18 protein-coding genes are annotated in these 25499 nt (G+C 46.9%); 9 read left to right on the top strand and 9 right to left on the bottom strand.

Annotation, left to right across the window (positions count from 1 at the left end; all coding sequences use genetic code 11):
- Positions 1 to 34 precede the first annotated feature (34 nt).
- The gene (locus VNK96_06555) at positions 35 to 541 is read right to left on the bottom strand and encodes a hypothetical protein (GenBank protein ID HWP31367.1); all 507 of its coding nucleotides are present in this window, start codon (positions 539 to 541) and stop codon (positions 35 to 37) included.
- Between the two features lie 230 nt (positions 542 to 771).
- On the opposite strand from VNK96_06555, the gene VNK96_06550 reads away from it, so the two are divergent.
- The 3 genes from VNK96_06550 to VNK96_06540 all read left to right on the top strand — a co-directional run bounded on the left by VNK96_06550 (position 772) and on the right by VNK96_06540 (position 8440).
- Positions 772 to 2526, top strand: coding sequence for a beta-L-arabinofuranosidase domain-containing protein (locus VNK96_06550; protein HWP31366.1), 1755 nt, complete (start codon positions 772 to 774; stop codon positions 2524 to 2526).
- 134 nt (positions 2527 to 2660) lie between these two features.
- Positions 2661 to 6926, top strand: coding sequence for an FtsX-like permease family protein (locus tag VNK96_06545; protein HWP31365.1), 4266 nt, complete (start codon positions 2661 to 2663; stop codon positions 6924 to 6926).
- 107 nt (positions 6927 to 7033) lie between these two features.
- Complete coding sequence (locus VNK96_06540) at positions 7034 to 8440, top strand: hypothetical protein (protein ID HWP31364.1); 1407 nt, start codon at positions 7034 to 7036, stop codon at positions 8438 to 8440.
- A 23-nt stretch (positions 8441 to 8463) separates the two neighbouring features.
- Here the strand turns inward: VNK96_06540 and VNK96_06535 are convergent, their stop codons facing one another.
- From VNK96_06535 to trxB, 3 genes are read right to left on the bottom strand one after another with little or no spacing between them, the layout of a single operon-like run.
- Complete coding sequence (locus VNK96_06535) at positions 8464 to 9204, bottom strand: hypothetical protein (protein ID HWP31363.1); 741 nt, start codon at positions 9202 to 9204, stop codon at positions 8464 to 8466.
- Positions 9205 to 9221: 17 nt separating this feature from the next.
- Complete coding sequence (locus VNK96_06530; protein HWP31362.1) at positions 9222 to 11309, bottom strand: hypothetical protein; 2088 nt, start codon at positions 11307 to 11309, stop codon at positions 9222 to 9224.
- The gene (gene trxB / locus VNK96_06525; protein HWP31361.1) at positions 11269 to 12234 is read right to left on the bottom strand and encodes a thioredoxin-disulfide reductase; all 966 of its coding nucleotides are present in this window, start codon (positions 12232 to 12234) and stop codon (positions 11269 to 11271) included. The genes VNK96_06530 and trxB overlap by 41 nt, the downstream gene beginning before the upstream one ends.
- Positions 12235 to 12781: 547 nt before the next feature.
- Between trxB and VNK96_06520 the strand changes: the two genes are divergently transcribed.
- The gene (locus tag VNK96_06520) at positions 12782 to 14086 is read left to right on the top strand and encodes a hypothetical protein (protein ID HWP31360.1); all 1305 of its coding nucleotides are present in this window, start codon (positions 12782 to 12784) and stop codon (positions 14084 to 14086) included.
- Between the two features lie 40 nt (positions 14087 to 14126).
- On the opposite strand, the gene VNK96_06515 is transcribed toward VNK96_06520, so the two are convergent.
- Both VNK96_06515 and gcvT read right to left on the bottom strand, forming a co-directional pair.
- The gene (locus tag VNK96_06515; protein ID HWP31359.1) at positions 14127 to 16682 is read right to left on the bottom strand and encodes a T9SS type A sorting domain-containing protein; all 2556 of its coding nucleotides are present in this window, start codon (positions 16680 to 16682) and stop codon (positions 14127 to 14129) included.
- Between the two features lie 25 nt (positions 16683 to 16707).
- Positions 16708 to 17784: a glycine cleavage system aminomethyltransferase GcvT gene (gcvT, locus tag VNK96_06510; GenBank protein ID HWP31358.1), complete on the bottom strand. Its 1077-nt coding sequence runs from the start codon at positions 17782 to 17784 to the stop codon at positions 16708 to 16710.
- A gap of 195 nt (positions 17785 to 17979) precedes the next feature.
- On the opposite strand from gcvT, the gene miaA reads away from it, so the two are divergent.
- The 3 genes from miaA to dapF are packed head-to-tail and all read left to right on the top strand — an operon-like array spanning position 17980 to position 20005.
- Positions 17980 to 18873, top strand: coding sequence for a tRNA (adenosine(37)-N6)-dimethylallyltransferase MiaA (gene miaA / locus VNK96_06505; GenBank protein ID HWP31357.1), 894 nt, complete (start codon positions 17980 to 17982; stop codon positions 18871 to 18873).
- An 18-nt stretch (positions 18874 to 18891) separates the two neighbouring features.
- Positions 18892 to 19167, top strand: coding sequence for an RNA chaperone Hfq (hfq, locus tag VNK96_06500; protein ID HWP31356.1), 276 nt, complete (start codon positions 18892 to 18894; stop codon positions 19165 to 19167).
- Positions 19157 to 20005, top strand: a complete 849-nt coding sequence (gene dapF, locus VNK96_06495) for a diaminopimelate epimerase (protein ID HWP31355.1) — start codon at positions 19157 to 19159, stop codon at positions 20003 to 20005. Before hfq ends, dapF begins: the two co-directional genes overlap by 11 nt.
- 115 nt (positions 20006 to 20120) lie before the next feature.
- Here the strand turns inward: dapF and VNK96_06490 are convergent, their stop codons facing one another.
- The 3 genes from VNK96_06490 to trxA all read right to left on the bottom strand — a co-directional run bounded on the left by VNK96_06490 (position 20121) and on the right by trxA (position 22779).
- Entirely contained in the window at positions 20121 to 20741 is a 621-nt protein-coding gene (locus tag VNK96_06490) for a PilZ domain-containing protein (GenBank protein ID HWP31354.1), read from the bottom strand.
- An 86-nt stretch (positions 20742 to 20827) separates the two neighbouring features.
- On the bottom strand, positions 20828 to 22426 hold the full coding sequence (gene murJ / locus VNK96_06485; GenBank protein ID HWP31353.1) for a murein biosynthesis integral membrane protein MurJ: 1599 nt from the start codon (positions 22424 to 22426) through the stop codon (positions 20828 to 20830).
- 26 nt (positions 22427 to 22452) lie between these two features.
- Positions 22453 to 22779 carry a thioredoxin gene (gene trxA / locus VNK96_06480; GenBank protein HWP31352.1) on the bottom strand — a complete coding sequence of 109 codons (327 nt, stop codon included), beginning with the start codon at positions 22777 to 22779 and terminating at the stop codon, positions 22453 to 22455.
- Between the two features lie 150 nt (positions 22780 to 22929).
- Here trxA and VNK96_06475 point away from each other — a divergent pair, with 150 nt between their 5' ends.
- Together VNK96_06475 and dnaG are read left to right on the top strand one after the other, a co-directional pair.
- Positions 22930 to 23673, top strand: a complete 744-nt coding sequence (locus tag VNK96_06475) for a hypothetical protein (protein HWP31351.1) — start codon at positions 22930 to 22932, stop codon at positions 23671 to 23673.
- Between the two features lie 6 nt (positions 23674 to 23679).
- The gene (gene dnaG / locus VNK96_06470) at positions 23680 to 25407 is read left to right on the top strand and encodes a DNA primase (GenBank protein HWP31350.1); all 1728 of its coding nucleotides are present in this window, start codon (positions 23680 to 23682) and stop codon (positions 25405 to 25407) included.
- The last annotated feature ends 92 nt before the right edge of the window (positions 25408 to 25499 follow it).

The raw sequence follows: 25499 nt of genomic DNA, 5'->3' as shown, positions 1-25499 counted from the left end.
CTCTCCTTTCACCGCAACCCTCTTTTTTTGCTTTTTACGCAGTTTGTTTTTGCTTCAAAAACTTCTCGATTTCGAGAGGACCTAAAATTCTAACCGTGGGATTTCCCTCCTCCAAGAACCTCTCGAATTCATTTTCCCCGAGATACCCCTCAGCGACGAACTCTTCGAAAATCGTTCGGAGAACAGTGCCTTCACTCGGAGGAGTTGGATAGGCGTCCATCCACAGCCCCGGACCTGCCTTTGTCGTATAAGCGACTGCCGCCACGTAGGTTTCACCAGAGAGTTTTGCGAGATGCTCTAACGACGCTTCGCTTACCCACATTCCCCGCATAGTCTCGAAGCCCTCTGCTTTTAGTTTCGCTGTCACTTCATCCTCTGTTCCGACACAAAAGGATGAGACGTGCACCCCCGATTTCGGGTCTGCATAGGTGAGGTGCACCGAATCTCGGATGGCTTTCAGCATCAGACAGCAGGCGGTGGGTTCGCCTCCAAACATCTTCACCGCTCGAAGGAACTCCGGAAATTCCACGAAAAGAGTCATAGCAAAAAGTGTAGCAAACCCAGATTGATGAAGTGAGGGTGTCGCAAGCAAAAACTATTTAGATATGCGCTCCTGCGCTCGAACCTCTTTTCGAAATAGTTTCTCGAGATCGCTTCGGAAACACTGTTCGGCAAGTTCCTGATAGAATCTTATTCACTATGATTCCGTTGGCTGATTTTTCGAAAAGTCCATTCTCTAAGATACGACCTATATCCATTGAAAAAATCGAAATGAAAAATGGATTGTTAGCAAACCGGCAGCGAGCGATATTCGAAAAAGGCATTTGGCATGGGCTCAAGATGTTGAAAGAAACCGGCTCTGTCGAAGCCTTCGATATCGCTTCCGGGAAAAGCAATGCCCCTTTGCGAGGTTTCGTTTATCGAGACAGCGACTTATATAAATGGCTCGAGGCGGCGGCTTACGCGTTGGCTTTAAATCCTGATTCCAAATTAGAAAGAGAAGTAGACGAAATCATCGAAAAAATCGCAAATGCACAAGACAGCGATGGCTATGTGAACACATCTTTTGCAGGAGAAAACAAATGCAAGCGTTTTTCCAACCTTGCAAAGGACCATGAAATCTATTGCGCTGGGCATTTGATCCAAGCGGCGGTCGCGCATCATCGTGCCACGGGCAAGTCGAATCTTTTAGAAATAGCGAAACGTTTTGCGCAACACCTTTATGAAGTTTTCGGTCCGAGCGGGCGGCTCGGCACATGCGGTCATCCCGTTATCGAAATGGCGATGGTGGAATTGTATCGAGAAACGGCAGACGAAAAGTGGCTTACGATGGCGAAGAGGTTTCTGGATGCACGAGGACATAATGTTGCGGGGGGGACAGAATATTTCGTAGACCATTTACCCTTTAGGCAACAAAAAAAGGCAGTCGGACATGCCGTTCGCGCTTTGTATCTTTATGCCGGCGCAACCGATATCTTTTTAGAAACAGGGGAAGATGCGTTAAAGGAAACGGTATTAGCACTTTGGGAAGATTTACAAAATGGAAAAACATATGTAACAGGGGGGGTGGGTGCGAGGCACGAAGGGGAGGCGATAGGAGAGCCTCACGAACTTCCTAACTTACGCGCTTATGCGGAGACATGTGCAGCAATCGCCTCTATGCAATTCAATTGGAGATTGTTCGCAATGAGCGCACATCCCCGATGCCTGGACGCTTTAGAGACCGCTCTTTACAATGGCTTCTTAGCAGGAGTTTCGTGGGACGGGACGCGATATTTTTATGTAAATCCGCTCGAATCCTCCGGAAATCACGAAAGGCAACCCTGGTACGATTGCGCCTGTTGCCCCCCCAACATTTATCGTACCCTCGCTTCCATTCAAGGAGTATTCTTCGCAAAAGACGATGAAGGAATATTCGTCAACTTTTTCGAACCCTGCATTTTGCGAGATGAAGACTATTCCCTCGAAATCGAAGCGAACTATCCATGGGGGGAAGAGGTTGCGATTAAAATCATGAAATCGAAAGAATTCACCCTCCGTTTGCGCATCCCGGAATGGTGCAAAACTTTAGCGATAAACGGAGAGCGTATTTCAAGAAACGGCTTTTTTGAAATTCGAAGAGAATGGAAAAAAGGAGACACAGTAAAATTACATATGGAAATGCCTGTCCATCGGGTTTTCGCTCACCCAAGAATGCGAGAGAATCGAAACTGTATCTCTCTCATGCGCGGTCCTATCGTATATTGTTTCGAAAGCGCACACAATAAAAGCCTTCCCGTGAGAGATATTTCGATTACAAACGATGAAAAACCGAAAACGATTTCCTTCGGGGACTTCGATGGCATTACAGCGCTCGAAGTCCCTGTATTGGATGGGAAAAACCTTTCGAATGCTCCGAGTTATGCCTACGATGAATATCCGAAATTCGAAAGAGTGAAAACGATGGCAACAGCAATACCCTATATGACATGGGCAAACCGCGGGGCATCGGAAATGTTAGTCTGGATTCCTCTTGCCGAAAAATAAGCCACATTATGCGAGTTCTTAGCCTTCTTTTACTGTTTTTAATAACTTCCCTTTCCTTCTCGCAAAGCGCTCGCAACTACTCGGAAATCATCAGAGGTATCGATATCGAGCGAGTCCGAAACTCTATCGTGAAGATGTCTTCCAAGACGCGAATTGGAAGCCCCCCCACGGAACTCTCGAAATGGTTGCGTTCGAAAGAAGGATTGGGGAGCGCAGGCGAAGTTCGAAAAGAGACTTATCCTCTTACGATTCCGGACCCAACTGCGAAAGCAAAAGCATTTACGCCGCACGGTAACACGACGTTGTTCCCTCTTTGGCCTAACGGAGTGAGAACCTCTTCTTGCGATTTGACAGGAAACTTGATTTACGTCGGCGATGGTGGAATCGAACGATACGAGGGCAAAAAGGTAGATGGAAGCATCGTTTTGATGGATTTCAATTCGGAAACGAATTGGCTGATTGCTGCGCGCTTAGGCGCAAAGGCAGCGATTTTTCTCGAACCCGATGCTACATGGCGCTCGCAAGGAGAGATGCTTTGGTCGAATCTCCCCTTAGATTTTCCGAGATTTTGGGTTTCGAGAGAGGATGCAAAAGTTCTTTTTCAATCTCTCGACAAACAAATCCGCGTTCATTGTAACCAAAAATGGATAGAAATCGAAGCAGAAAATCTTTTCGTTACGATTCCCGGAAGCGACCCTGGATTCAAAAATGAATGGATTCTCATCGGTGCGTACTCCGATTCGATTTCTGTCGTGCCCGGTCTTCCCCATGGTGCAGAGCAAGCATGCAGCGCGGCTGCATTGATTGAAATCGCTCACTTTTTAAAAAAGAACAAACCGAAGCGAAGCGTTTTGTTGCTTCTTACTTCTGGTCACTTTCAAGCGATGCAAGGTATTCGTCAATTTTTAGAAAAACGCTTCGAGGATAACTGGAAAATCACGAACTATCGCATCCCGCAATTTGCGTATTTTCTCGATTTGAGCAGTCATAGCACCGGGGTCGTTCCGCTAGGATTCGGGTGGTGGGTGGAATACCGATGGGAAGTGATTCAAGAAGAAACCGCCGTTGCTCGTTTCATGCGTGAACGAATTCCTGAAATCGCGCGCACGATGCAAAGAGAAGAGCGTGAAATTTTTTACGACGGAGTGAATAACCCGGACGGACGCGCATGGAAAAACAACATTCTTTGCCGAATCGCTCACGAAGGAGAAATCGCTAACCTCGCAGGTTTGAATATGATTTCGTTCGTAACTTCAGAAGACGCTCGATACCATCAAGACACTCCTTTCGATAATTTAGAAAACGTAAACCTTCCAGCATTTTGTACACAATTGCGAACGATACTTTGTCTGCTCGACCACCTTCTGAACGACTCACAAAACGAATCTCTTTATGGAGATAATGCCGTTCCCTATCGTGGCGGAAGTGAATTCCTAAAAATGTCGCTAAAGGCGGGATTTTCGACGATTGCAGGGCAGGTTTTGACGTACGATCCTCGTCGGAGTTTTCTTCCCGACATTCCCGTACGAAATGCATTAGTCGTTTTGGAGAACCGTTATCCGTCATACGCAGGAATTCGAGGCGCGTATGTCGCTCGCGCATACGGGAAAGAGGCTCGATATCGTCTTTTGGGAATCCCCCCCGTTACCGCTTTTTATCCTCTTGACCGTTTTCCGATTAGTCTGTGGGCATACGAAATCGGAAAAGATGGAGAAATCATTCGGACATTGGATTTCAACGAACAACATCCTAACCGGTTTCCTACTACGTTCTTTCTCAATACGGCTTATCGGGAAGTGCCCATTGCAGTTTTTTCGTGTTTAGCGTGGGAACTCTACGGCCTGCGCGATTCTCTTTCGATGCAATCCCTGACGGTGCTGAAAATGCTCGATGGAAGAAACAACGGCGACCCACGACGTTATAGTCTTCAAGTATCCCAACGCGATTATCGCTGGCGAGAACAACCACTTTGGGAAGACGGGGGGGTCTTCTTCGGCATCGAAAATGACCGCTTTAAAATCGTAGGGAAAAATGCGGCTAACGATACCCGTTTACTTCTTACGAACAGTAATCAGGAAATACCCGAAGGTACAGGATTTCCCTTGTCGAAGAGAATGCCTGTATTTTCTATCGCATTGCAGTCTGCAGTAGATATTTATACGATCAACGAAGAGAGGCTCGCGCTTCTTCGCAAACATCGCATTCTCAACAAGGGCATCGAAGACCTGCACGGAAAAGCATGGAATGCGATTCTCTCCGCCAAAAAAGCATATGAACAAAAACATTATGCGCTCGCAGAACGCGATGCCCTCGAAGCATGGGGATATGCCGCGAGAGTGCATCCTTTAATTTTATCTACCACGAAAGACATCGTAAATGGTTTAGTTTTTTACTTATTTCTTATAATGCCTTTCTGCTATTTTTTGGAAAGGCTTTTTTTCGGATTCAAAAAACTCCTCAACCAACTCCTCGCTTCATCTTCGATTTTCATCGCCACTTTCTTCGCGTTGCGCTATCTCCACCCCGCTTTCGACCTCAGCGGAAACACTTTTATGATTTTCGTCGCCTTCACGATGGGCGCATTGAGTCTAATCGTCATTACCTTCGTATTCGGAAAGTTCGAATCCAGTTTGCTTTTATATCAAAGAGAATCGGAGGGCACACACGAACATAAACTCAGCCGAGTAAGCATTCTTTTCACCGCGTTACAAATCGGAATCAACAACATGCGTCGAAGACCTATGCGAACGACGCTCACAGGGCTTACTCTTGTTTTGGTTACCTTTGCGATGTTGAGTTTCACGAGCATCATCACGGATCTGCGCTTCAACGAAATCGAAGAACCCGGAAAGCCGCAGTATCCAGGAATCTTGCTTAGAGACGTGAAACTTCAGCCTTTGGACGACGTCGCTTATCGAATACTGCTCACGGAATTCGGCGATGAGCATCCGGTCGTTCGACGTGTCTGGTTTTACGGAGCTCAAGGGGGGGCACAGAGCGTATTGCCCCTACACGCCAATGCAAAAATGGTCGAAGTCAACGCTATACTCGGACTCGAAAGTGACGAGAGACATGTTCTCGCTCCACATCTCGCGCTACTGCCGGGGGGGAGATGGTTCGAAAAAGGAGAAAGAGACGCTATCATTCTCCCGCGCTCCGTCGCCGAGCGACTGGCAATCCTTCCTGACGACGTGAATCACACGCTGGTTCGACTCGGAGGGATGAACTTTCGACTCGTCGGAATAGCAGACGATTTGGCTCTTAAAAAACTGAACGATTTGGACCAAGAAAGTTTCATGCCTGCCGATTTCGACCGCTCTGGGCAACTCCAGCAAAGAGGGCAAGGGGGGGATGCGTCGTTTCTCACCTACGTGCGGCTCGACCCGAGCCAAATAGCGATTCTCCCTGCGCAAACGACATTAGAAATAGGGGGGGTGATGCGCACGATCGCTGTTTCTTTCTCGAACCATCGAGAGGCAGAAAACGCAATGCGCGCGCTTTTGCCGAGAGTGAACCGAAATCTTTATGGATCTGCGTTGCGAGACGGGAAACCTGTGATTCGACGTTTCAGCAGTGTAGCCGCAACGCAAGGAACCGGCTTCGAGTATGTCCTGATTCCTGCAATTCTCGCTGCAATTATTATGCTGAACACGATGATTGCGAGTGTCATAGAAAGAGAGCGCGAAATAGGAATTTTCAGCGCCATCGGCTTGAGCCCTCGCAACATCTCTTCGCTCTTTTTCGCCGAGGCTTTGGTGTATGCAATCTTGGGAGTCGTGGGGGGGTACATCTTCGCGCAAATTGTCGGCAAATTCGTTGGAATGACAAATCTTTTTCCGGAAATCTATCTCAACTTTAGCAGTATGTCTGCCTTCGTCTCTGTACTCATGGTGATATTCGTCGTCTTTTCGAGCACGATTTACCCTGCAAAAATCGCCTCTCGCATTGCCACCTCGGCTGGACAAGAATGGGTTATTACGACACCGGAATCTGACGAATGGAAGATTCCCTTACCATTCACGACATCACGCGAACAATCCGTAGGGTTAGCCCGTTATTACGAGCAATGGCTCAAAGCCTTCGAAGAATATGCAATCGGAGAGTTCGTGACCACAGACGTAGAAACCCAAATACAAAACGGCTACCTCGCTACTTCGGCTCGGTGCTGGCTCGCGCCCTACGATTTGGGGGTACAGCAAAAATTCGAAATCGTGTTCGAAGAGACAGAAATTCCCGGGATTTTTGGAATCGCCTTGAATATCCATCGTTTCAGTGGTGACCCCGAGCATTGGGAAAGCCTCAATAGGCGTTTTATAGGCTCGCTTCGACAACAATTCTTGATCTGGCGCTCCCTCACGAAGGAGCAACAGGAGGAATACCTCCGAATGGGGAACCAGTGAGACGTTTTTCTACGTAAAATAGGTAGCAAAAACGAAATCTAAACGTTTATTAACTAGAGCAGACAAAAAATAGCCTAAAATCAGTAGCCTAAACTATCGGAGGAAGAATGAAGAAATTACTCGTTGCCCTCATGCTTCTCGTTTCCTTAGGGCTTTCGAATGCCCAAGACGGCTGGAAACGTCCTGACGTTATTACCGGAACCGTGGTCGAAACCTATACGGGAAAATCACCGCGCACCGTCCGTATAGTCAAAGAAGGGGAAAACTTAGCCGTCTACACCACAGCACCGGTAAACGGTGAGCTGGAGGGGGTTCCACGCGTCGAGGTGTATTCTTCGAAGGGCATTTTTACATGGCTCGAGGGAAAACCCAACTACGCACTGCAGATACTGCTGCCATCTTCCTTCGAGGTTTTCGAATACTTGGAAACGCCGCGTTTTTCGAGGGCGGATTTGGAATTCAATTTGAAGGGTATCGAAAAAGCGCTTCAAAAGCGCGTGCTGGTGCGCAAGCCGGAAAAAATCGCAGGACGAGAATGCATGGTCTTCGACATTTTGGAAAGACCCGATTCGATGAACAAAGATTTCCAAAGAATATGGATTGACCGTGAAACGGGAATCGCTTTGAAACTGCAAGATTACTTCAATGGCTCATTGGTCTATCAAAGAGAATTTACGAAATTCGATTATGGGACTCTTCCCGAAGGAGTACTCTTCGCCCCCCCAGATAAGGGAGTGATTATCAAAGGTGTCGTATCTGCGCAAGCGCTTTTGCGAGTACCGGAAACTCGCAGCATCAAAGATTTTTATTCCGATATATCCAAAGTGAATGAAGCATCCAAGCCACCCGTAGAAAAATGGGCTTCTTCTTTCGATACTTCTTTAACCCACGGATATGTTCAAACCCTTTATCGAGAAATCGCAGCGAACACGGCTCAGTTGGCTGCTCAAGCGCAAAGACAACAGCAAATGGATCAACTCCGACAGCGTAGAGAGAATCAATTGAGCAGAAGAGAAGTAGCGAGAGCACTTCGTTCTATGGGAGAAAGGGGGGGTCGAGCGGAGGTATCCGTAACGGTATTGCCGGATGGCTCACGCCAGGTTCAAGTTATCGGAACGAGTGAAGGTGGAGAACGACGTGAAATTACCTTGCAAATGGACGACCGCGGACGAGTAATCGCGCCTGGAACTGCTGCTCAACAACAAGAAGCACAAAACAAAAAGGTTCTCGTCGCAAAAAGCGATTTCGTAGACCCGAAAACCGGAGAAGTATTGACTTTCATTCAAGTGCACGGTTCCGCCGCAGAACCGTATTTGGGACCGCTCTCTCTGGGAACCGGCAAACCCATTTCGGAACAAAAGATTTCGCAAGCGAAAAGCTACACTATCACAGAGCCATTCAAACTCACCGTGATTACTTGGCAGCGTGGTGAAATTCGATACGCATTGGCTTCATCGAATTTATCGGAAGCACAACTCATCGAAATCGCCGCCAAGGTAAAACCTTCGCAATAATAGAACTGCTTGTATCTCAAATATTATTTTTTCGGTGTATTGAAAAATTCCGAAGCGGCATTCGTTAAAGTGAGGAAACGTGAACCGCGTCCTTTGAAGTATTGAATGACGGTATCGAGCGCCGCCGCACAATCCATATAGTCGCGCATGCCTATGCAATACACTTCGCGCTCTCCAGCCGCTTCGATTATCCCGATTGCCTCTTCCGCGCCTTTATCTAAATAAGCATATTGTCCCTTCGCGCAAGTCACTGGGAAAATAACGATTTTACTGTTCCCTTCTTGTTTTAAATCCTCGTAACTCGGACGGTAAGGATAAGTAGGTGCACCCCCCCAATCCACGAACATGCGATAATCGCTGCCACTCACCGAACTCGAATCCGCAATGATTTTTACTTCTTCCAAGTATTTTAAATCACTCGGAAGCAATGCAAAGCAACCCGCGCGAAAACTCGTAGCTTTAATCCGATGGGATTTCAAAACGTCTTTCGCTATTTGAATGATGCTCCCTCTTTCTTTCGGGTCTTCGACATAGCCACGATCGTTTTCGAAGTAAACATTCATTCCGATTTCATGCCAACTGGGGATTTTATGAAAGTATTCGTGATAATAAAGTTGGGTGTTTGCACTCGGGTCTGCACCGGATGTATGGATGAGCCACGTCAAAGGAACTACATGTTGTTCTGCGATTTTAACGATCTCGGGAGTGTAGCATCGCTGGTGGTGGGCTGCTTTGCAGTCCACCGTGAGAAGAACTTTGGGCATGGTCATTTACCTCCATATTATCTTTTAGTTTTTTCCGTCTCATAGATTTCAACGCCTTTACGCGACGCACGAATCGTTACATACCCTCCTGATATAGGAACATTATGGAACGTTATGCTCTTCCAAGATGCAGGAAGGCAAGGCTCGATAGAAATTCTATAACCATTTGCCAAAACTTTCGAGGGTGCATTCACTTCTCCCTTCCCCTTTTCGAGCCGAATCCCTAAAAAACCATAAATCACCGCCTGGAGACATCCCGCTGCTCCGGTTAGAAAGGTTGTTTCGTTCGTGTTTCTTCTTTCGCTGAAAAGCGCATTCGGCTCGCGGAGAAAAGGTTTCCAAGAGGCTTTCCAGAACGCATAAGCCTCCTCAGGACGATTCAAGCGTGCTGCAATGGTCGCATGAATACTATCGCTCATCGCTGGACCAATTGGGCTGATTTTGTTTTTGTAAAGGTCGAACATTCGAATTTTTATCTCACGAGAAAAATTCCATTCGAGGGGAAAAAGGGCTAAGAGCGCAGTCGTTTGTTGATAACTGCGCAGATGGTCGTTGTCATAGGTGGCGGGAATGCCATTAGCGAGTGCAGGTATTTTTATCGTCGTAGAGTATTGCTTATAAAGATAACGCTGTTCTCGGGGGATTCGATCATCCATAGAAAGTTCGTGCCAAACGCTTTTTGCGAGTAAGTTCGTTATCAAATCGTTATTTCGTTCACGTGCCTCGTCGGGACCCCTCACTGAGCGAATCTCCGTTTTCGAATCGAAATGGCTAGCATGTCGAAGAAACTGTTCCCCGACGATGGAGCGAACGTAAAAACATTCTTCTTCATCGAGAAAATCGAATGCTCTTGCTCGTTCCATCCACCACCACACCCATCCTGCGACGTGCAGCGCGTTTTTGAATTCTGGGGGAGTAAGGTCCAGCCCCCCCGCTCCTTGCTCCCAAGGAACAATCTGCGATTTTCGTATCGCATTCAATCTCCATCGTGTCGCTTTCTTTGCGATATCTGGAAAGATCCAAACATAAACCGGCAGCATCCAAGCCTCGGCATCCCAAAAACGATGACCGCGATATTTCTCCGAACTCAATCCCATCGGTGGGAGTTTTTCGTTTGCGCTCATATATAAATAAAACAAAAAAGTGCGAACGGCTTTTTGGTCTTCCGGAGAACCCTCGATTTCGATGTCCGTTTTCCATCTTTTTTCCCACCACTCCTTCGCTCGAGCGTATACCTCTTCGAAAGAATCACCACTTTCTGCAATTGGAGTTTCACTCAATTTCGTAACGCTTTCGAATACGAATTCTCGAACTGGTTCCTCACTGCTCGAAAGAGTTCCACCTGTTTCTTCCTTCGTAGTAATCCCATTTTGTGAAAATCTACATTCTCGAACAAAATATAAAAAATTTTGTGTAAGTGCTTTCTTTTCCCCATCTGAAACCGGAACGAGTTTGATTCGCCCTTCGTAATTCTCGGTTTTCGAGTTTTCGCTCCGTTTTATCGAATACTCCATCCCTTTAAATCCATTCCAAAGACGAATTTCAATTGGCTCATCTGCGGTGATCAACACACGCTGAGCGATCTCCGGTCGAATAGGATTACAAACGTTCTCTATTTTCACGGAGACGTTCTTATCGTTTCCCAATTTCTGCTTCCATTGGATGGTAAAAAGCCCACTGCGCATATCGAGAATTGAGAGATACGACGACGTTTTCGATGGCGTTAAAATTTCTCCGTCCGCCCAAAATAAGAACTGTGCGATATTAGGAATTCTGCAAAGGATATCTTTTTGCAAATAAAAGCAAGGCAGAGGTTCCGTTTTTTCATCAAAGTTTTCATCAAAACCGGAGCCATTCGAAGCGAGGCGAATACCGAACCAACGATTGCCTAAATATGCAGGAATCTCGAATGGCTGATTACTGATAAGCCTCCAGGGTTCAGCGCTGCGATGAAACCGATATTCCTCCTGCTTTGCAAGTTCGGGTTTACGATATGCCTTAAAACAACTAAAACACGTTAGACATATCAGACATGTCAGAAAGAAAGCAATTGTTAGTTTAGTTTTATTTATGATGCTCTTCCGCTTCCAAAAAACGTTCAGCATCTATCGCCGCCATACATCCTGTGCCTGCGGCGGTGACGGCTTGACGATAAACTCGGTCCATCACATCTCCGCAAGCGAATACGCCGGGAACATTTGTCAGCGTTCTCCAAGGTTGCGTTTTGATATATCCCAATTCGTCCATTTCCAAAACGCCTTTAAAAAGTTCGCTATTCGGACGATGACCAATCGCCACGAAAACTCCATCTATAGGCATCTCCTTTTCGGAACCATCCACAGTGTTTTTCAATCTCACCGCTACGACGTGTTTTTTCGGAGCATCCTCGCCCAGGATTTCGACCACTACTGTGTTCCAAATGAAATCTATTTTTGCATTTTGAAATGCGCGTTGTTGCATGATTTTGCTAGCGCGCAATTCGTCTCTTCGATGAACGACAGTAACTCTTTTGCAATATCGGGTAAGGAACAAAGCATCCTCCATCGCAGTATCTCCCCCCCCTACTACGATCACATCCTTATCTCGAAAGAAATATCCATCGCATGTAGCACAAGCGCTCACCCCGTAGCCTGCGTATTCCTTCTCCCCCGGAACACCCAGCCACTTCGCTTCCGCACCCGTGGCAATGATGAGGGTTCGTGAAAAATATTCCTTATCCCCCGCAAAGACTCTGAAAGGTCGTCGGCTAAGGTCGACCTGAGCAATGGCAGCCTCCACGATTCGAGTGCCGAACCGTTCTGCCTGCCTTCGGAAGTCTTCCATCATTTTTGGCCCCAAAACCCCTTCGGGGTAACCAGGGTAATTTTCGACTTCGGTCGTGAGCATGAGTTGCCCACCGGGCTGAAGTCCTGTGAAAAGAAGTGGTTCGAGGTTTGCCCGAGCGGCATACAGTGCAGCCGTATAACCAGCGGGTCCTGAGCCCATGATAATCACGTTCTCGATAGAATCTTCACGTTTCACGTAGACCATTATAATTCCGGAGGGTTGTGGATGTCACTTAGGTGCCTGCCAAAGTAAAACTTCTCACAAGCAACGTTCTCACCGCGTTAGATGTATCTTGAATTGCCAACTCGAGGGAAAGGAATTTTAAATGTTAAATTTTTCGTATTACGCAAAATTACCAGGATTAGAAATTTCAGAGCAAATTTCGAACGTTGGCACACTTTTTGCTCGTCTTATAGGACGAGAATCTGTATCCCACGAAGACGAAAGCTATATTACTAAAAGGATATTTTTCGCGCGATTTATGCTCGAATTACCAACGATGAATGAATAACGAAAAACAAATGACAAGTTAAAGACTTTTTTATTACCTCCCCCTCCCTAACCCCAAGCCGACCCTTATTAGGGTCGGCTTTTTTTGTTGACACTTGACACGCTGTCATCCTTACCTGTAGAATCGCTTTTTGGTTACGGAATACAACTGCCTGTAAAGAGTTACTTTTGAGGGACTGCTTACGGTTCCTTGCAAAGGATCTTGTGGAGATTGTTACAGTCCAGGGACTTAGGAGGAAAAATGAAACTTAGTCGTAGAGACATTATTAAAACTGCAGGTGCAGTTGCACTCGCAGGAACATTCCCAAAATTACTTTCAACCAAAGCCTCAGCCGCTGCTAATGCTTCGGCAGAAACAGATCCCATTTTTGCTGTACAAGGCTTTGGTGCAGATGTCGCTCCTTGGTGCTTCGATAAATCTTTGAAAAAACGCCTATGGCAAATATTGTTTCTTAAACGTCTCGGACTCAATCGAGCGAGAATTAACGACCCTCTCGGAGGAACTGACCAGGGATACGACATCTATCATGCAGCGGCTGTATTCGAAGAGTGCCTCGAACACGGCATCATGTATACGATATCGGGTGTATGTTTCAATCCCGGTGTCGAGAGTTTAGTTACCGAAACCCAATTCAATGCGCTTTGGAACTATTATTCGGTTGTAGACGGAAACGTTCTTTCCAACACGCGCGGAGGAATTTGCGCAATCGGAATCGGTTTGAACATCCCGACTATTCGTGATTTCCTTCTCAACCAAATCGCCTATATGAGAAGCATCTTCCCTGTCGGCGTTCGCATGCAGTGCTGGAACGGACCCGAAATGGATAACTTAGGTTGGGGGTTCGGTCTTTGGAATTTGTTCGATCCAGCGTTCCAGCAATTCGTATTCAGTCTCGGATTTAGTTTCGATAACGTAGACATGTCTGGAGGATGGGGTTCGGAAAAACTCAAACAATCCGTCCAAGCGAATTTCGATTCTTTCGTAGTTCAAGCGAAGGCGATTTGGGGTGAACCGTTTTACGGAACATCGAACCATACTTATTGGAGATGGGGTCCGGAATTCGGAATCAACATCTATATTTCGCCTTGGCAATTAGAATCTTGGACACCCCACCATACGGAATTCGGAATCAACAAAAAAGACATTCCGATACGCAAAGATTATTTCTATAACGCACCCTTCGAGTTGATCAAGAAATATGCGAAGAAGGGTAAGGAATTTACCGACCAAGATGGAAAATGGAACATCAAAGAGATAAATATCCATCAAGGTATTGATTCTCGATTCCGAGACCTTTGGACTAAAGGTGATACCAGCCCCCTGTGGAACCCGAGACTTTATCAAAAACTTCTCGACGAGGAGAAAAAGAAGGGTTCTGAGCGTGGGGAATGGGACCCATACACTGGCAGTTTCATGGAAGTCGGATGTGCATTCGCTTATGCGAGAGCGATTCGAGAACTCAAAACGCAATATTCCTTCGATGGAATCACCGACAAGGAACTTTACGCATACATTCACTCCGACTCTATGGATTTGCCGAAGTAAACGACGTCGCTTGTAGAGGGATACGAGGACTGGGAATCTATTACGGTTCCCAGTCCGTAATTTTTAAAACCTTCTTCTCCGTTTTATCTCCTACTTTCAATTGAACAAGATAACTACCGGAAGGAAGCGGACGCGGTCGTTCTGTTTTTTGAGTGCGTAAATCCCAAGAAAAAAAGTGAATTCCTGCTGATTTTTCACCTTTCCACTCGGCGACGACATTTCCAGCAACGTCCGTGACTTGAAGGATAGGCTCTTCTGAAATAGGTTCTTTGATGTAGTAAGCAATTTTCGTCCCCGGTTCTGGATTCGGAGCAAGAAACACGCGCTGTCCTCGAAAACCATCCGACATCTCGAAAACAGGTTGCATATTCAACACAGCGCCTGGATCGAATAAATGAAATGGTTTTCCTTTTACGTCATCCGTGTATTGTCTAAGGACTTGAATATTACAAATAAAGATTCCTCTGCCATGCGTTCCCAAAATTAAATCTCCGTCCCGCGGATGAATTACGATGTCGTGAACTGCAATCGTCGGCAAGCCATTTTTCATTTTGTGCCAGCTTTGTCCACCATCAATGCTGATGTAGCATCCTAAATCCGTGCCGACTACGAGCAATTTCGGGTTGAGCTTATCTTCCTTTACGACGGATATCGGTTCGTTCGGCAAGCCATTAGAAATCGAAGTAAACGTTTTTCCGAAGTCCGTCGTTTTGTATAAAAACGGACGAAAATCTTCTTCGCGGAAACCTGTTATGGCGACATATGCCGTTCCTTCTTCATGAGCCGAAGCGACGACACGACTAACCCAATAGCCCTTCGGAGCATCAGCGGGCAAATTGTCATTCACTTTCGTCCAACTTGCACCATTATCGCGCGTTACCCAGAGATTTCCGTCATCCGTTCCCACCCAAATCACACCTGCTTGTTTGGGAGATTCATCGATTGTGGTTATCGTGCAATGAGGAACATTGCCTTTTATTTTTTCGGCATCGTTCGTCGTCAAATCCGGACTAATCGCATGCCAGTTATCCCCTTGGTCATACGAGCGGAATACTTTCTGAGCGCCCAAATACAGAACACGAGGATTGTGCGGAGACGTCAAAAACGGCGTCATCCAGTTATAACGCAATCCGCTTTCTCGCGGACGAATGTTCCTAACGTCACGACGCTTCATGTCAATCCTCACGACATTTCCGAATTGGGAAGACGTATAAATCGTATATGGATCTTCCGGGTCTGGGACGGAATACATGCCATCCCCCCCATAAATGTTGCTCCAATGCCGATTCGTAATTCCCCCACCGGAACGAGTGCGAGAAGGACCTAGCCAAACGCCATTATCCTGCGTCCCCCCCACGATGTTATAAGGATTCGCCATATCCACACCGATTGCATAAAACTGCACAATCGGTAAATTGTTTACGAAATCCCAAGTATTTCCTCCATCGTAACTCATGTAGAACCCGCCATCGCATCCCAACAGAATCCTATCGGTGTCATTCGGGTCAATCCACATTGCATGGAAATCTACATGAACTCCACGCGCAATCGTCTCGAATGTTTTTCCTCCGTCTTCGCTTTTATGAAGCCTCGTTGCCAACACGAATACTCGTTGTGGGTTTTTCGGGTCAACACGGATTTGTCCGTAATAATAACTTCCTGTAAGCGATCTGTCGTTCATCTTTTTCCAGGTCAGTCCGCCATTCTCCGAACGGTAAACCGTTGTCCCTGTACGAGGAGCAGGATTTTCGATGACTGCATAGACTATCTTGGTGTCAGTCGGCGAAACGACAACTCCGATTCGACCGATTTCGCCTGTGGGCAATCCGTTCGTCAACTTTTTCCAAGTTTTGCCAGCATCCGTTGTTTTATAAAGAGCAGAACCAGCTCCCGTTTCGCGAAAATGCCATGGCCTTCGCAAACGGTCGTAGGCTGCGGCATATAGTACGCGGTTATCTTTCGGGTCTTGCGCGATATCGATAAAGCCGGTTGTATCGTTCTCTGGTTTTAAAACCAAGTTCCAGGTTTTCCCCCCGTCTGTCGTTTTATAAACTCCGCGCTCCCCCCCTGCTCGAAAAAGCCATCCAGACACGGCGACATAAACGACGTTTGGATTTTTCGAATCCACCACGATGCGACCAATATGCAGACTGTCCCGAAAACCCATGTTCTGCCAAGTCTTTCCTCCATCTTCCGATTTGTAAACCCCATCCCCCCAAAGGACACTTCGCTGATTATTGTGTTCTCCCGTTCCGACCCAAATAATGTCCGGGTTGGTAGGTGCAATCGCAATGTCTCCGATAGAAATCGTCCCTTGATTGTCGAATATCGGCGTCCAAGTCGTGCCGTTGTTTTCGGATTTCCAGATACCGCCGGATGCCGAAGCGAGGTAAATCGTATACGGTTTCGAGGGATGCACCTCGATATCTACTACACGCCCCCCACTCGCAGCAGGTCCAACGGAACGAAAATGAAAATTCTGTAATAGCTCCTCTACGTTCGGCTCTGCGAAAACAGAAAGCGAAGAAGAAAGTAAAAAAATCGAAATTAAAATGCGAACAAAAGAACCAGAACCCTTTTTACCAAGTAATTTCATCTTCGAGATACTACCTCCTTTATTTCTATTTCTTTTTCAAAAATCTCTTCGAAACTACCGTTGCCGGAAAGCCTTTATCGCGAATTAAGACTTCACACCGCAAACCTTCTTCCGCATATTCCGAAGAAACAAACGCGAAACCGATTCCGCGCTCGAGAGTCGGCGAATATACACCACTGCTCATTTTCCCGATTTCTTTGCCATTACAAAACACAGGATAACCTTCCCGAGGCACCATCCTCCCGTCCATCAAAATGCCAACGAGTTTACGTCGTGTACCTTCTTTGCGCATCCGCTCGATGGCATCCGAGCCGATGAACTTCTTCGTTTTCGAGACTACCCATCCGAGACCTGCTTCGATCGGTGAAATTTGGTCGCTCAATTCATGCCCATAAAGTGGCAATCCGGCTTCGACCCTAAGCACATCCCTTGCAGCAAGACCGCATGGAACGACATTTTTCTCTAATAACGCTTGCCAAACCTTCACCGATTCTTGGCTGGGAACTACCAACTCGAAGCCATCCTCTCCCGTATAACCGGTTCGCGCGATAAAAGAATTCGCGCCTGCTACGTTGCATTCAGAAGAATGAAAACGCTCGATAGCCAAAACGTTGTCTTTGCTCAAAGATTGTGTTATCTCGCAGGCTTTAGGTCCTTGCACGGCTATCATCGCCGTTTGCATCGTCTCGTCCTCGATTGCCACTCCGTAAGTGTTGTGAGATTTTATCCATTCCAAATCCTTATCGTGGTTCGCTGCGTTGACTACCATGCGGAACAGATTCTCGTTGATACGATATACGATAATATCGTCTACGCATGTTCCGTTTTCGTAACAAAGTAGAGAGTATTGAGAGCCTCCATTCGTCAACTTGCTCACATCGTTCGCGGTTATCCATTCCAAAAATTCCAGCACCCTATCCCCACGAAAAGTAAGGCGACCCATATGAGAAACGTCGAACATGCCCGCGCGTTCTCGTACGCTTTTGCATTCCGCAACCACGCTGGTGTACTGAATCGGCATCTCCCAACCGGCAAATTCGACTATCTTCGCACCTAACCGCACATGTTCAGGGTATAATGTTGTTCTCTTCATCGAATTCATGGGTGGGATTTTACACGCTAATCCTCGGAAATTTCTCACTCGATTCGGAGAAGAATTAGGAAGTCGGTAACCGGGGGGGCTATTCAGGGTTCTCTCTGAAATCCCAACAAGCGGTTATCTTTATCGCTTCCTTGGATTTCTCCAATTTATTTCTTGGCGTTTCAGCCGAAGAAAATAACGTTAATATTAACGACAATGCCTTTCGCCATCGCCATAATGGGTCCGACCACGAGTGGAAAAACCGACGTAGCGGAATCTCTCGCAGAGAGATTAGACGCCGCTATCGTCAACGCCGATGCTTTTCAAATCTATAAAGGGCTCGATATCGGTACGGCGAAACCCAAAAACAAAAAACGCTACGAACTTCTCGACATTCTCGAACCTTGGGAACCCTTTTCCGTCGGGAAGTTCCTCGAAATGGCTCGCCCTCTCTGTGAGCGTTATGCAAACGAAGGAAAACACTGCATCGTTACTGGCGGAACGGGTCTTTACATCCGCGCTTTATTCGAAGAGTACGAAGAAATTCAAAAGCCTGCGAATCCAGAACTCCGAGAAATTCTAAGAAAAGCATGGGAAGAAGTGGGTCCTAAAAAATTGGCAGAACGGGAAGGAATCTCGCTCGAAGGGCTTTCGGAATCCTTCATAAGAAACCCAGCGCATTTCCTGAGATACATCGAAAGAAAGAAAATGCCTAAAGTCTCTATGCAAAGAACGGAATGGAAAGCAGAAAAGAGAAAATTCGGGCTCTTAGTTCCTCGCGAAATCTTGCGCAAAAGGATTTCGGAGCGGGTGCATCGAATGTTAGAAGCAGGTTGGCTGGAAGAGGTAAAAGCCTTGAGCGAATTAGGTGCTGATGCTTCCTGGCCAGCGATGCGCGCTCATGGCTATAGAGAACTTCTAAGAGTAATTCATAAAAAAATGTCTCTCGAAGAGGCAGTAAATAGCATAATTAATCAAATTTCCCAGTATGCTAAGAGACAGATGACTTGGCTTCGCAAGGAGCCTAACTTGATTTGGATAGATGCCGAAGGGACAGTAGAGGAAATTTGCAACCGTATAGAGAATAACCTACAACCTTCTGCATCGTGAAGGGATGAGGATAAAAAAATGGCAAAAGCAATCAACTTGCAAGAAATGTTTCTGAATCAGGCTCGAAAGGAGAACGTTCCGGTAAAGGTGCATTTGACAGGCGGGCTTGTCCTCGAGGGGGTTGTGAGAGGTTTCGACGCTTTCACGATTCTTCTCGAGCCTATGGGTCAGCCGACACAATTAATCTATAAACACGCGGTATCCTGCATTACTCCCGAAAAACCCATACTTGGGTATAGAAACCTTATGAAAGAAGCAGTGGGTGAACGGGAAGGATACTCGCATGATCGCTGAAAAACGTTCGTTCCCTTTCACGAAAATGCATGGAATCGGAAACGACTTCGTGCTCATTGATTTCGTGAAAAATCCCCCTCTCAACCTTTCACTCCCTGCACTTGCTCGAGAGATGTGCGACCGAAAATTCGGCGTCGGGGCGGACGGCATCATTTTGATTGAAAAAGGAAATAGCGCTCCCTTTTCCATGAAAATGTTCAACCCCGACGGTTCCGAAGCCGAGATGTGTGGAAACGGCATTCGTTGTTTAGCGAGGCTTGTGAAAGACCGTGCTTACACTGAACTCGATAAGTTCCCTGTCGAAACGAAGGCGGGAATTCTCGAAGTCGAAGTACTGGATGGGAAGCAAGTACGTGTAAATATGGGCAAGGCACGAACTTTGCGAAAAGAAATCCCGATGCATGGACCACCGGACGAAGCCGCTTTATCCTTCGAGTTAGTTGCAGCGGCACAAAAATTCGATGCAAGCGCAGTTTCGATGGGTAATCCCCACTGCGTAATTTTCGTCGAAGATGTCGAAAAAGTACCTCTCGATGTATGGGGACCCGCCATCGAATACCATGAACTCTTTCCTCAGCGCACGAATGTTCAATTCACACAAGTTTTATCCAATAAGGAATTGAAAGTAAAAACATGGGAGCGAGGTGCGGGTGCTACTTTGGCTTGTGGGACAGGGGCTTGCGCCGCTGGCGTAGCGAGTTTCTTAAGAGGTCTTTCCGAAAGAAGTACCCTCGTCCACCTGCCAGGTGGAGACTTGACGATTGAATACATCGAAAACGGAACTGTCTATATGACCGGTCCTGCTGAATATGTATTCGAGGGTGAATGGGATAAATGAAATAGACGTTTCTGGTCTACTATAAAAAAGAAATAAAAAAAGAAATCTACCAAAACTACAGCAAAAAGGGACTTAATCTCTTCCTCGCCCACGCTCCCAGTCAGAATAAAAAACGTTACGCAGCCTGTTCGTTTTTCCGCTTTTCCAAAGTCATCAACAGGTTGTTCAATCTCACTCGTGAATCTCCACTAAAATCGAAAAACTCCAATCCCACTGAGTCATCTTGGATTCTCGTTATAATGGCGAGCATCCGCATTTCCCCCGATTTCAAAGGATCAGGGATGCGAACAGAAACTAAACAACCGCGCTCGAACGGAGCAGCGCTTTTGAATAAACATCCAACACAACTGATGTTGATGACTTTTCCTGAATAGGTTTCGAGTGTCGCCGCACCACCATGGTCTTCCTGAACGACGGTTACCTCACCGTCGAAGTCTGTGTCGTATCTTTCTCCTCGCCTGCGGTCGAACTCCACCCAAGTACTTTTCGCTAATTCGATAACGAGGCTAAGTCCATAACTCGTGATCCTGCTAATAGAAGTCTCGTAATGAGCGTTGGAATTAGGTCCTCTCCAAATCACGCTAACGGCGTTCCCAACGTCCAAGAGCGGGGTTTCTTCCCGAATCGGAACGACGAGAGTCAAAGGGTTTGTCCTCTCTACGCGAGAAGCCAAAACGGTCGCTGACTGCTCCTCAGAGGAGCGCAGGAGCAATACGGAGTCGCCGACTTTTATCATAGTTATGTCCAAAAAAAAGATGTGTCCAGAAAGCCTAAGGCTTTCCTTGAAATTATCGACATATTCGAGAACTTCTTCAGTGGGATTTATGGAGAGATTTCTGGAGGAGGGGCTGGTTGTCGCTTAGAAATCGCTCTCAAAGCATAGCCCGCCTCTTCCAAACCCAAGGCATTTCCTATTTTAAGGTAAATCCACAGCCCACCTAAGCCGAATAGGAACAGACGGACGAAGGAGATAAGGTTCGCGGGGATTATCTCCGGAAACGGTACGACCAAAGTCCCTAATGCGATAAGCAGAGAAATCAATACTGTCGAGACCACTCCGACACCGAGTACTCTCAGCAGTTTCGTGCCATCGAATCGTCCTAACCTAATTTTAAGACCGATAAGGAGCAAGGTCATAAGAAAGATCGCTGACAAGGAGACTGCGAGCGCATACCAAGAATAACCTACACCGATTTTCAAAAAAAACGCACAAAGGCTAAAGAGGAAAAAAGTAGTGATCGTTCCCAAAAACACCGGTGTAATCGTGTTTTCCATTGCGAAGAACGCCCGCATTAAAATCGGATGAGCGCACCATGCGAACACACCGAGACTATACATTCGCAAACCTTCTGCGACGAACTTCGTATTTTGCGATGTAAACGTTCCCCACTGGTTGAGTACTCTAACGATGTCTTCACTCATCACGAACATGATCCCCCCCACTATCAATCCGATAAAAATAACTGTGCGGACGGACTTGCTTGCAGTTTCCAAAAACTCTCGTTTCTTATTATGCGCATACATTTCGATAAGCGTCGGAAACACAGCAATTGCCAACGCTTGCCCGAATATCCCCAATGGCGCTTGCATGATGCGATTTCCGATATCCAGTGCAGAAATCGCACCTTCCTCGAAAAACGAACCAAATGCGCGAGTGATAATAGCATAAACCCCTGGCAGACTCAAGCCCAAGACAACCGGAAGCATCATCCGAAACACACGCTGAACGCCTTCGTGTTTCCAATCGAGACGGAATTCGTACTTCGCTCCGAATCTATTCATCACCCAAATCGGGATCAACAAATTCCCCACCAATGCTCCTGCCAAAGCACCCCACGCAGGACCGAATATGGGCACGGACAAAAGAGGAGCCAGAACCGAAGCACCGAGGATGATTCCTAAGTTATAAATGTTGGGTGCGAGAGCAGGTACGAGGAAATGTTTTTGGGCATTCATCGTTCCGAACATCAGCCCCCCCAACAAAAAACCGAACTGGCTGGGGAGCAGGACTCTCGACAAATCCGCGGCTAAGGCTTGCTTTTCGAAAGATAGACCCGGTGTAAAGATGGCAACGAGTTGAGGTGCAAAAATCTCCGCAAAAACCACGAAGAAAAACACCGCAAAAGCCATCAGCGTAACGAGGGAACTGAAAACCTTCCATGCCTCTTCCCTTTCTCCTTTAGCCCAATAACTTCCGAAAACCGGGATGAACGCGCTACTCAATGCGCCTCCTGCAAGAAGAAAAAATAAAAGGTCGGGAATAACGAATGCTGCTACATATGCGTCCCGCTCGAATCGAATGCCGAATTGCGCAGAAAGCACCGCATCCCGAATGAGCCCCAAAATCCGACTGAAGAGAATGGCAAATGCCATGACGCTGCTCGCTTGGAGTAACGTCATCGGTTTCGGCGCTTTAGCCACTTGGCTGCTTTCTTTCTACCCCGAGTCTATTTCAGAGCTCTTTCGAGAGCACTGATGATTTGTTCTTTCGGAACAAGACCGATGATACGGTCGAATTCCTCCCCATCCTTGAAAATAACTAACGTCGGGATGCTCATGATATCGAACCGCATCGCTAAATCCGGCTCTTCGTCAACGTTCACCTTGTAGACATTGACTCTTCCTGCATATTCGCGAGCGATAGCCTCTATATGCGGGGCAATCGCCTTGCACGGACCGCACCACTCCGCCCAAAAATCAACTAATACAGGTACGGTCGACCGTTCTACTTTCTCTTTAAACTCTGATGCAACTAAGTGCGCTGGTGCTCCCATAATTTGTTTCCTCCTTGAGGATAGTATTCATAATATCAGCAAAAGATTACCTGAGATTCGGGTTGCCAAGAAAAACACCCATCGGAACGGTAACAATTAGGTACGTTTTGCGTCAAAATATACGATAACTCATCTGGAGGATATTGATAAGTGAAAAGTACAAAAATATTAGCCTTGCTCGCTTGTAGCGGGCTTGTTCTCTCCGCACCGTTAGCTCAGACCAAGGTCAAGGCTGAAACGGGACTCTTGGGAATCAAACTTTATGACAGCGGAATTACGGTCGCAAAGAAATTCGGCTCTCCGACGGATATTCTCGCCGTTCAACTCAGCCTTCAATCCGGCGCCGCCGGTGGCGGGGGTGGTGGCGGATTTGCTGGCGCTCCCGGTGGCGGAGGTGGTGGGGGCGGCGGCGGTAGAGCGGTCACTCCAGGTGTTTGGGAAATTCCACCTCTGAGCATGGGCCAAATGGGTGTAGTCCCAGCCAACGCCGGTCCGCCTGATGCTGGCGGCGGTGGAGGCTTGAAGAGCAGTGACGCTGGCGGTGGCGCTGGTGGTGGTGGCACGGCCACACAAGTTCAGTACGTAAGATGGATTTATCGCCTAAGCCCGAGCAACAGCGTCAACTTCGTGCTCAATAAGTTCAACAAAGTAGTTCAAATCGAGGTTATCGGCATCTCGAATCCGAGAGCGAAAACCTCCAAAGGAATTCGTCTTGGCAGCACTCTCTCGCAAGTGATAAAGGCGTACGGTAATCCCGATGGTTACGATGTCGGGCAAGACTACTTCATGGTGAGATTCCTCCAACACTATAAAGTGGCATTCCGATTCACGAGAGAAAGCGCCAACAAACCGTATCGAGTTACTGCAATAGTCGTCTCTGCTGGCAAAGGGTAATTCCCTATGCCGGACGAGTTGGATGAAATTCGCTCTCGGATAAGCCTCGTAGACTTAGTCAGCGAAAGAGTCCAACTCACAAGAGCAGGAAAAACATTCAAGGGTCTTTGTCCCTTTCATCGGGAAAAGACCCCATCTTTTTATATTTATCCTGAACAAGGGCGATATTTTTGCTTCGGATGTCAAGAGCGAGGAGACATCTTCTCTTTCGTGATGAAAACGCAAGGCTTAGATTTTAAAGAAGCCCTCGACGTTCTTGCGAAACGAGCAGGAGTGACGCTCAAACCACGATTTCAAGAAAAGGAACCGAATCAAAAACAATTGCTCGGCAAAATTTTAGAAACTGCCTGCAGTTTCTTCAATAAAAGTTTTTTCGAATCCTCTTTTGCGCAGGAATATGCTTCGAACAGAGGGCTTACACCCGATATCATTGCGGAATGGAAGATTGGTTATGCGCCCGACTCAGACGAGGAATTGATACGAGTTCTCCGTAAATCGAATTTTTCTTTGCGCGATGCGGAGCAAGCGGGAGTCGTAACCGGCTCGGAATCTTCAGGGTATCGAGATTTCTTTCGTAACCGTCTGATCTTTCCCGTTCACGATGAAAGAGGAAATCTGATTGCATTCGGTGGAAGGGCGCTCGATGATTCTCAGCCGAAATATCTCAATTCCAAAGAAACACCTCTTTTTCGAAAGAGCGAAACTCTTTATGGACTGCACCGTGCCAAATCGAAACTCTCGCAAACGAAAGAGGCTATTTTGGTCGAAGGTTATTTCGATGTAATCAGTTGCCATCGAGCGGGGCTGACGGAAGCGGTTGCCCCTCTCGGAACTGCGTTCAACGATCGACATGCCAAAGTTCTAAAAAAATGGTGCGATAAAGTCATACTCGCTTACGACAGCGATTCCGCCGGAGTCAAAGCCAGCGAACGTGCCTTGATTTTCTTGAAAACGGTTGGCATTGATTGTAGGGTCGCTCTTCTGCCCCCCCAAGAAGACCCGGATCGCCTTTTCCAGAACCACGGCGCTGCGAAACTGCATCAAATCGTTCAAAAGTCGGTCAGCCCATTGCGTTTTCGCATAGAAATTGTGCGCCGCATGTATCCGCATGGCATAGAAAAAGCCGATTCTGCTTTTTGGAAAGAAATAAAGAAAGTTTTAGCGACAGCAGAAGACAAACTCGAGCAGCAGCAATTGATTCAAGAATTGGCAGCGCTTCATCCGAGTTCGAAAATAGATTACAAAGCGACGGTAGCCGCATTGCGAAAGGACGTAGAAAACCTCGGAAAGAAACAAAAGTTCGTAGGAGAACAAACTTCCCGAGTTCTGCCCGGAAAGACGAGCAAATCGAACGAGGTTGTCCCCCCCATCGCGGAGCGTGTGATTCTTCGCGCTGTGCTTAGGCCAGAATTTCGAAAAAAAGCACTCCCTCTTTTAGAGGAAGAAGGTTTTTTAGTCAGCGGTTCGGGAAGAAGATTAGCAGATAGAGTTCTTCATGAAATTCGACTTCTCGGTGAAGACTGCGATCCGGGGTCGGTTCTCGAGAACCTCGAAGAAGGAGACCGACAACTCTTTGCTCTTTTCGAGAGACCGGAAGAAGGGCCTCTTACCGAAGCATGGCTCGAAGATTCGATTGCAAAACTGCGATACGAAAAAGAAAAAAGAGAAGCACGAAAACATCCCGATTCCGCAATTGCCATCGTGGAAGCATTGAAAAAAAAGAAGATTAGATAAGCGCATTGGGGGGGTAAGATGTTCTTTTGCGAACATGAAAAAAACAAACCACACAAACGCAGGATTTCCCACATTCCTCATCGAATAAAATT

The sequence above is a fragment of the Fimbriimonadales bacterium genome, from assembly GCA_035559795.1.
GTDB lineage: Bacteria > Armatimonadota > Fimbriimonadia > Fimbriimonadales > ATM1 > DATMAR01.
The sequence above is the reverse complement of the archived record's forward strand: the minus strand, read 5'-3'. Positions and strand labels throughout refer to the sequence as shown.

Excerpts from the sequence above, each read along its gene's own strand:
- trxA (HWP31352.1), bottom strand. The coding sequence starts at position 22,779 with ATGGGAGCACCAGCGCACTTAGTTGCATCAGAGTTTAAAGAGAAAGTA.
- dnaG (HWP31350.1), top strand. The coding sequence starts at position 23,680 with ATGCCGGACGAGTTGGATGAAATTCGCTCTCGGATAAGCCTCGTAGAC.
- miaA (HWP31357.1), top strand. The coding sequence starts at position 17,980 with ATGCCTTTCGCCATCGCCATAATGGGTCCGACCACGAGTGGAAAAACC.
- VNK96_06490 (HWP31354.1), bottom strand. The coding sequence starts at position 20,741 with ATGATAAAAGTCGGCGACTCCGTATTGCTCCTGCGCTCCTCTGAGGAG.
- hfq (HWP31356.1), top strand. The coding sequence starts at position 18,892 with ATGGCAAAAGCAATCAACTTGCAAGAAATGTTTCTGAATCAGGCTCGA.
- VNK96_06515 (HWP31359.1), bottom strand. The coding sequence starts at position 16,682 with ATGAAATTACTTGGTAAAAAGGGTTCTGGTTCTTTTGTTCGCATTTTA.
- trxB (HWP31361.1), bottom strand. The coding sequence starts at position 12,234 with ATGGTCTACGTGAAACGTGAAGATTCTATCGAGAACGTGATTATCATG.
- VNK96_06520 (HWP31360.1), top strand. The coding sequence starts at position 12,782 with ATGAAACTTAGTCGTAGAGACATTATTAAAACTGCAGGTGCAGTTGCA.
- gcvT (HWP31358.1), bottom strand. The coding sequence starts at position 17,784 with ATGAATTCGATGAAGAGAACAACATTATACCCTGAACATGTGCGGTTA.
- VNK96_06545 (HWP31365.1), top strand. The coding sequence starts at position 2,661 with ATGTCTTCCAAGACGCGAATTGGAAGCCCCCCCACGGAACTCTCGAAA.
- VNK96_06540 (HWP31364.1), top strand. The coding sequence starts at position 7,034 with ATGAAGAAATTACTCGTTGCCCTCATGCTTCTCGTTTCCTTAGGGCTT.
- VNK96_06530 (HWP31362.1), bottom strand. The coding sequence starts at position 11,309 with ATGCTGAACGTTTTTTGGAAGCGGAAGAGCATCATAAATAAAACTAAA.
- VNK96_06535 (HWP31363.1), bottom strand. The coding sequence starts at position 9,204 with ATGCCCAAAGTTCTTCTCACGGTGGACTGCAAAGCAGCCCACCACCAG.
- dapF (HWP31355.1), top strand. The coding sequence starts at position 19,157 with ATGATCGCTGAAAAACGTTCGTTCCCTTTCACGAAAATGCATGGAATC.
- VNK96_06555 (HWP31367.1), bottom strand. The coding sequence starts at position 541 with ATGACTCTTTTCGTGGAATTTCCGGAGTTCCTTCGAGCGGTGAAGATG.
- VNK96_06550 (HWP31366.1), top strand. The coding sequence starts at position 772 with ATGAAAAATGGATTGTTAGCAAACCGGCAGCGAGCGATATTCGAAAAA.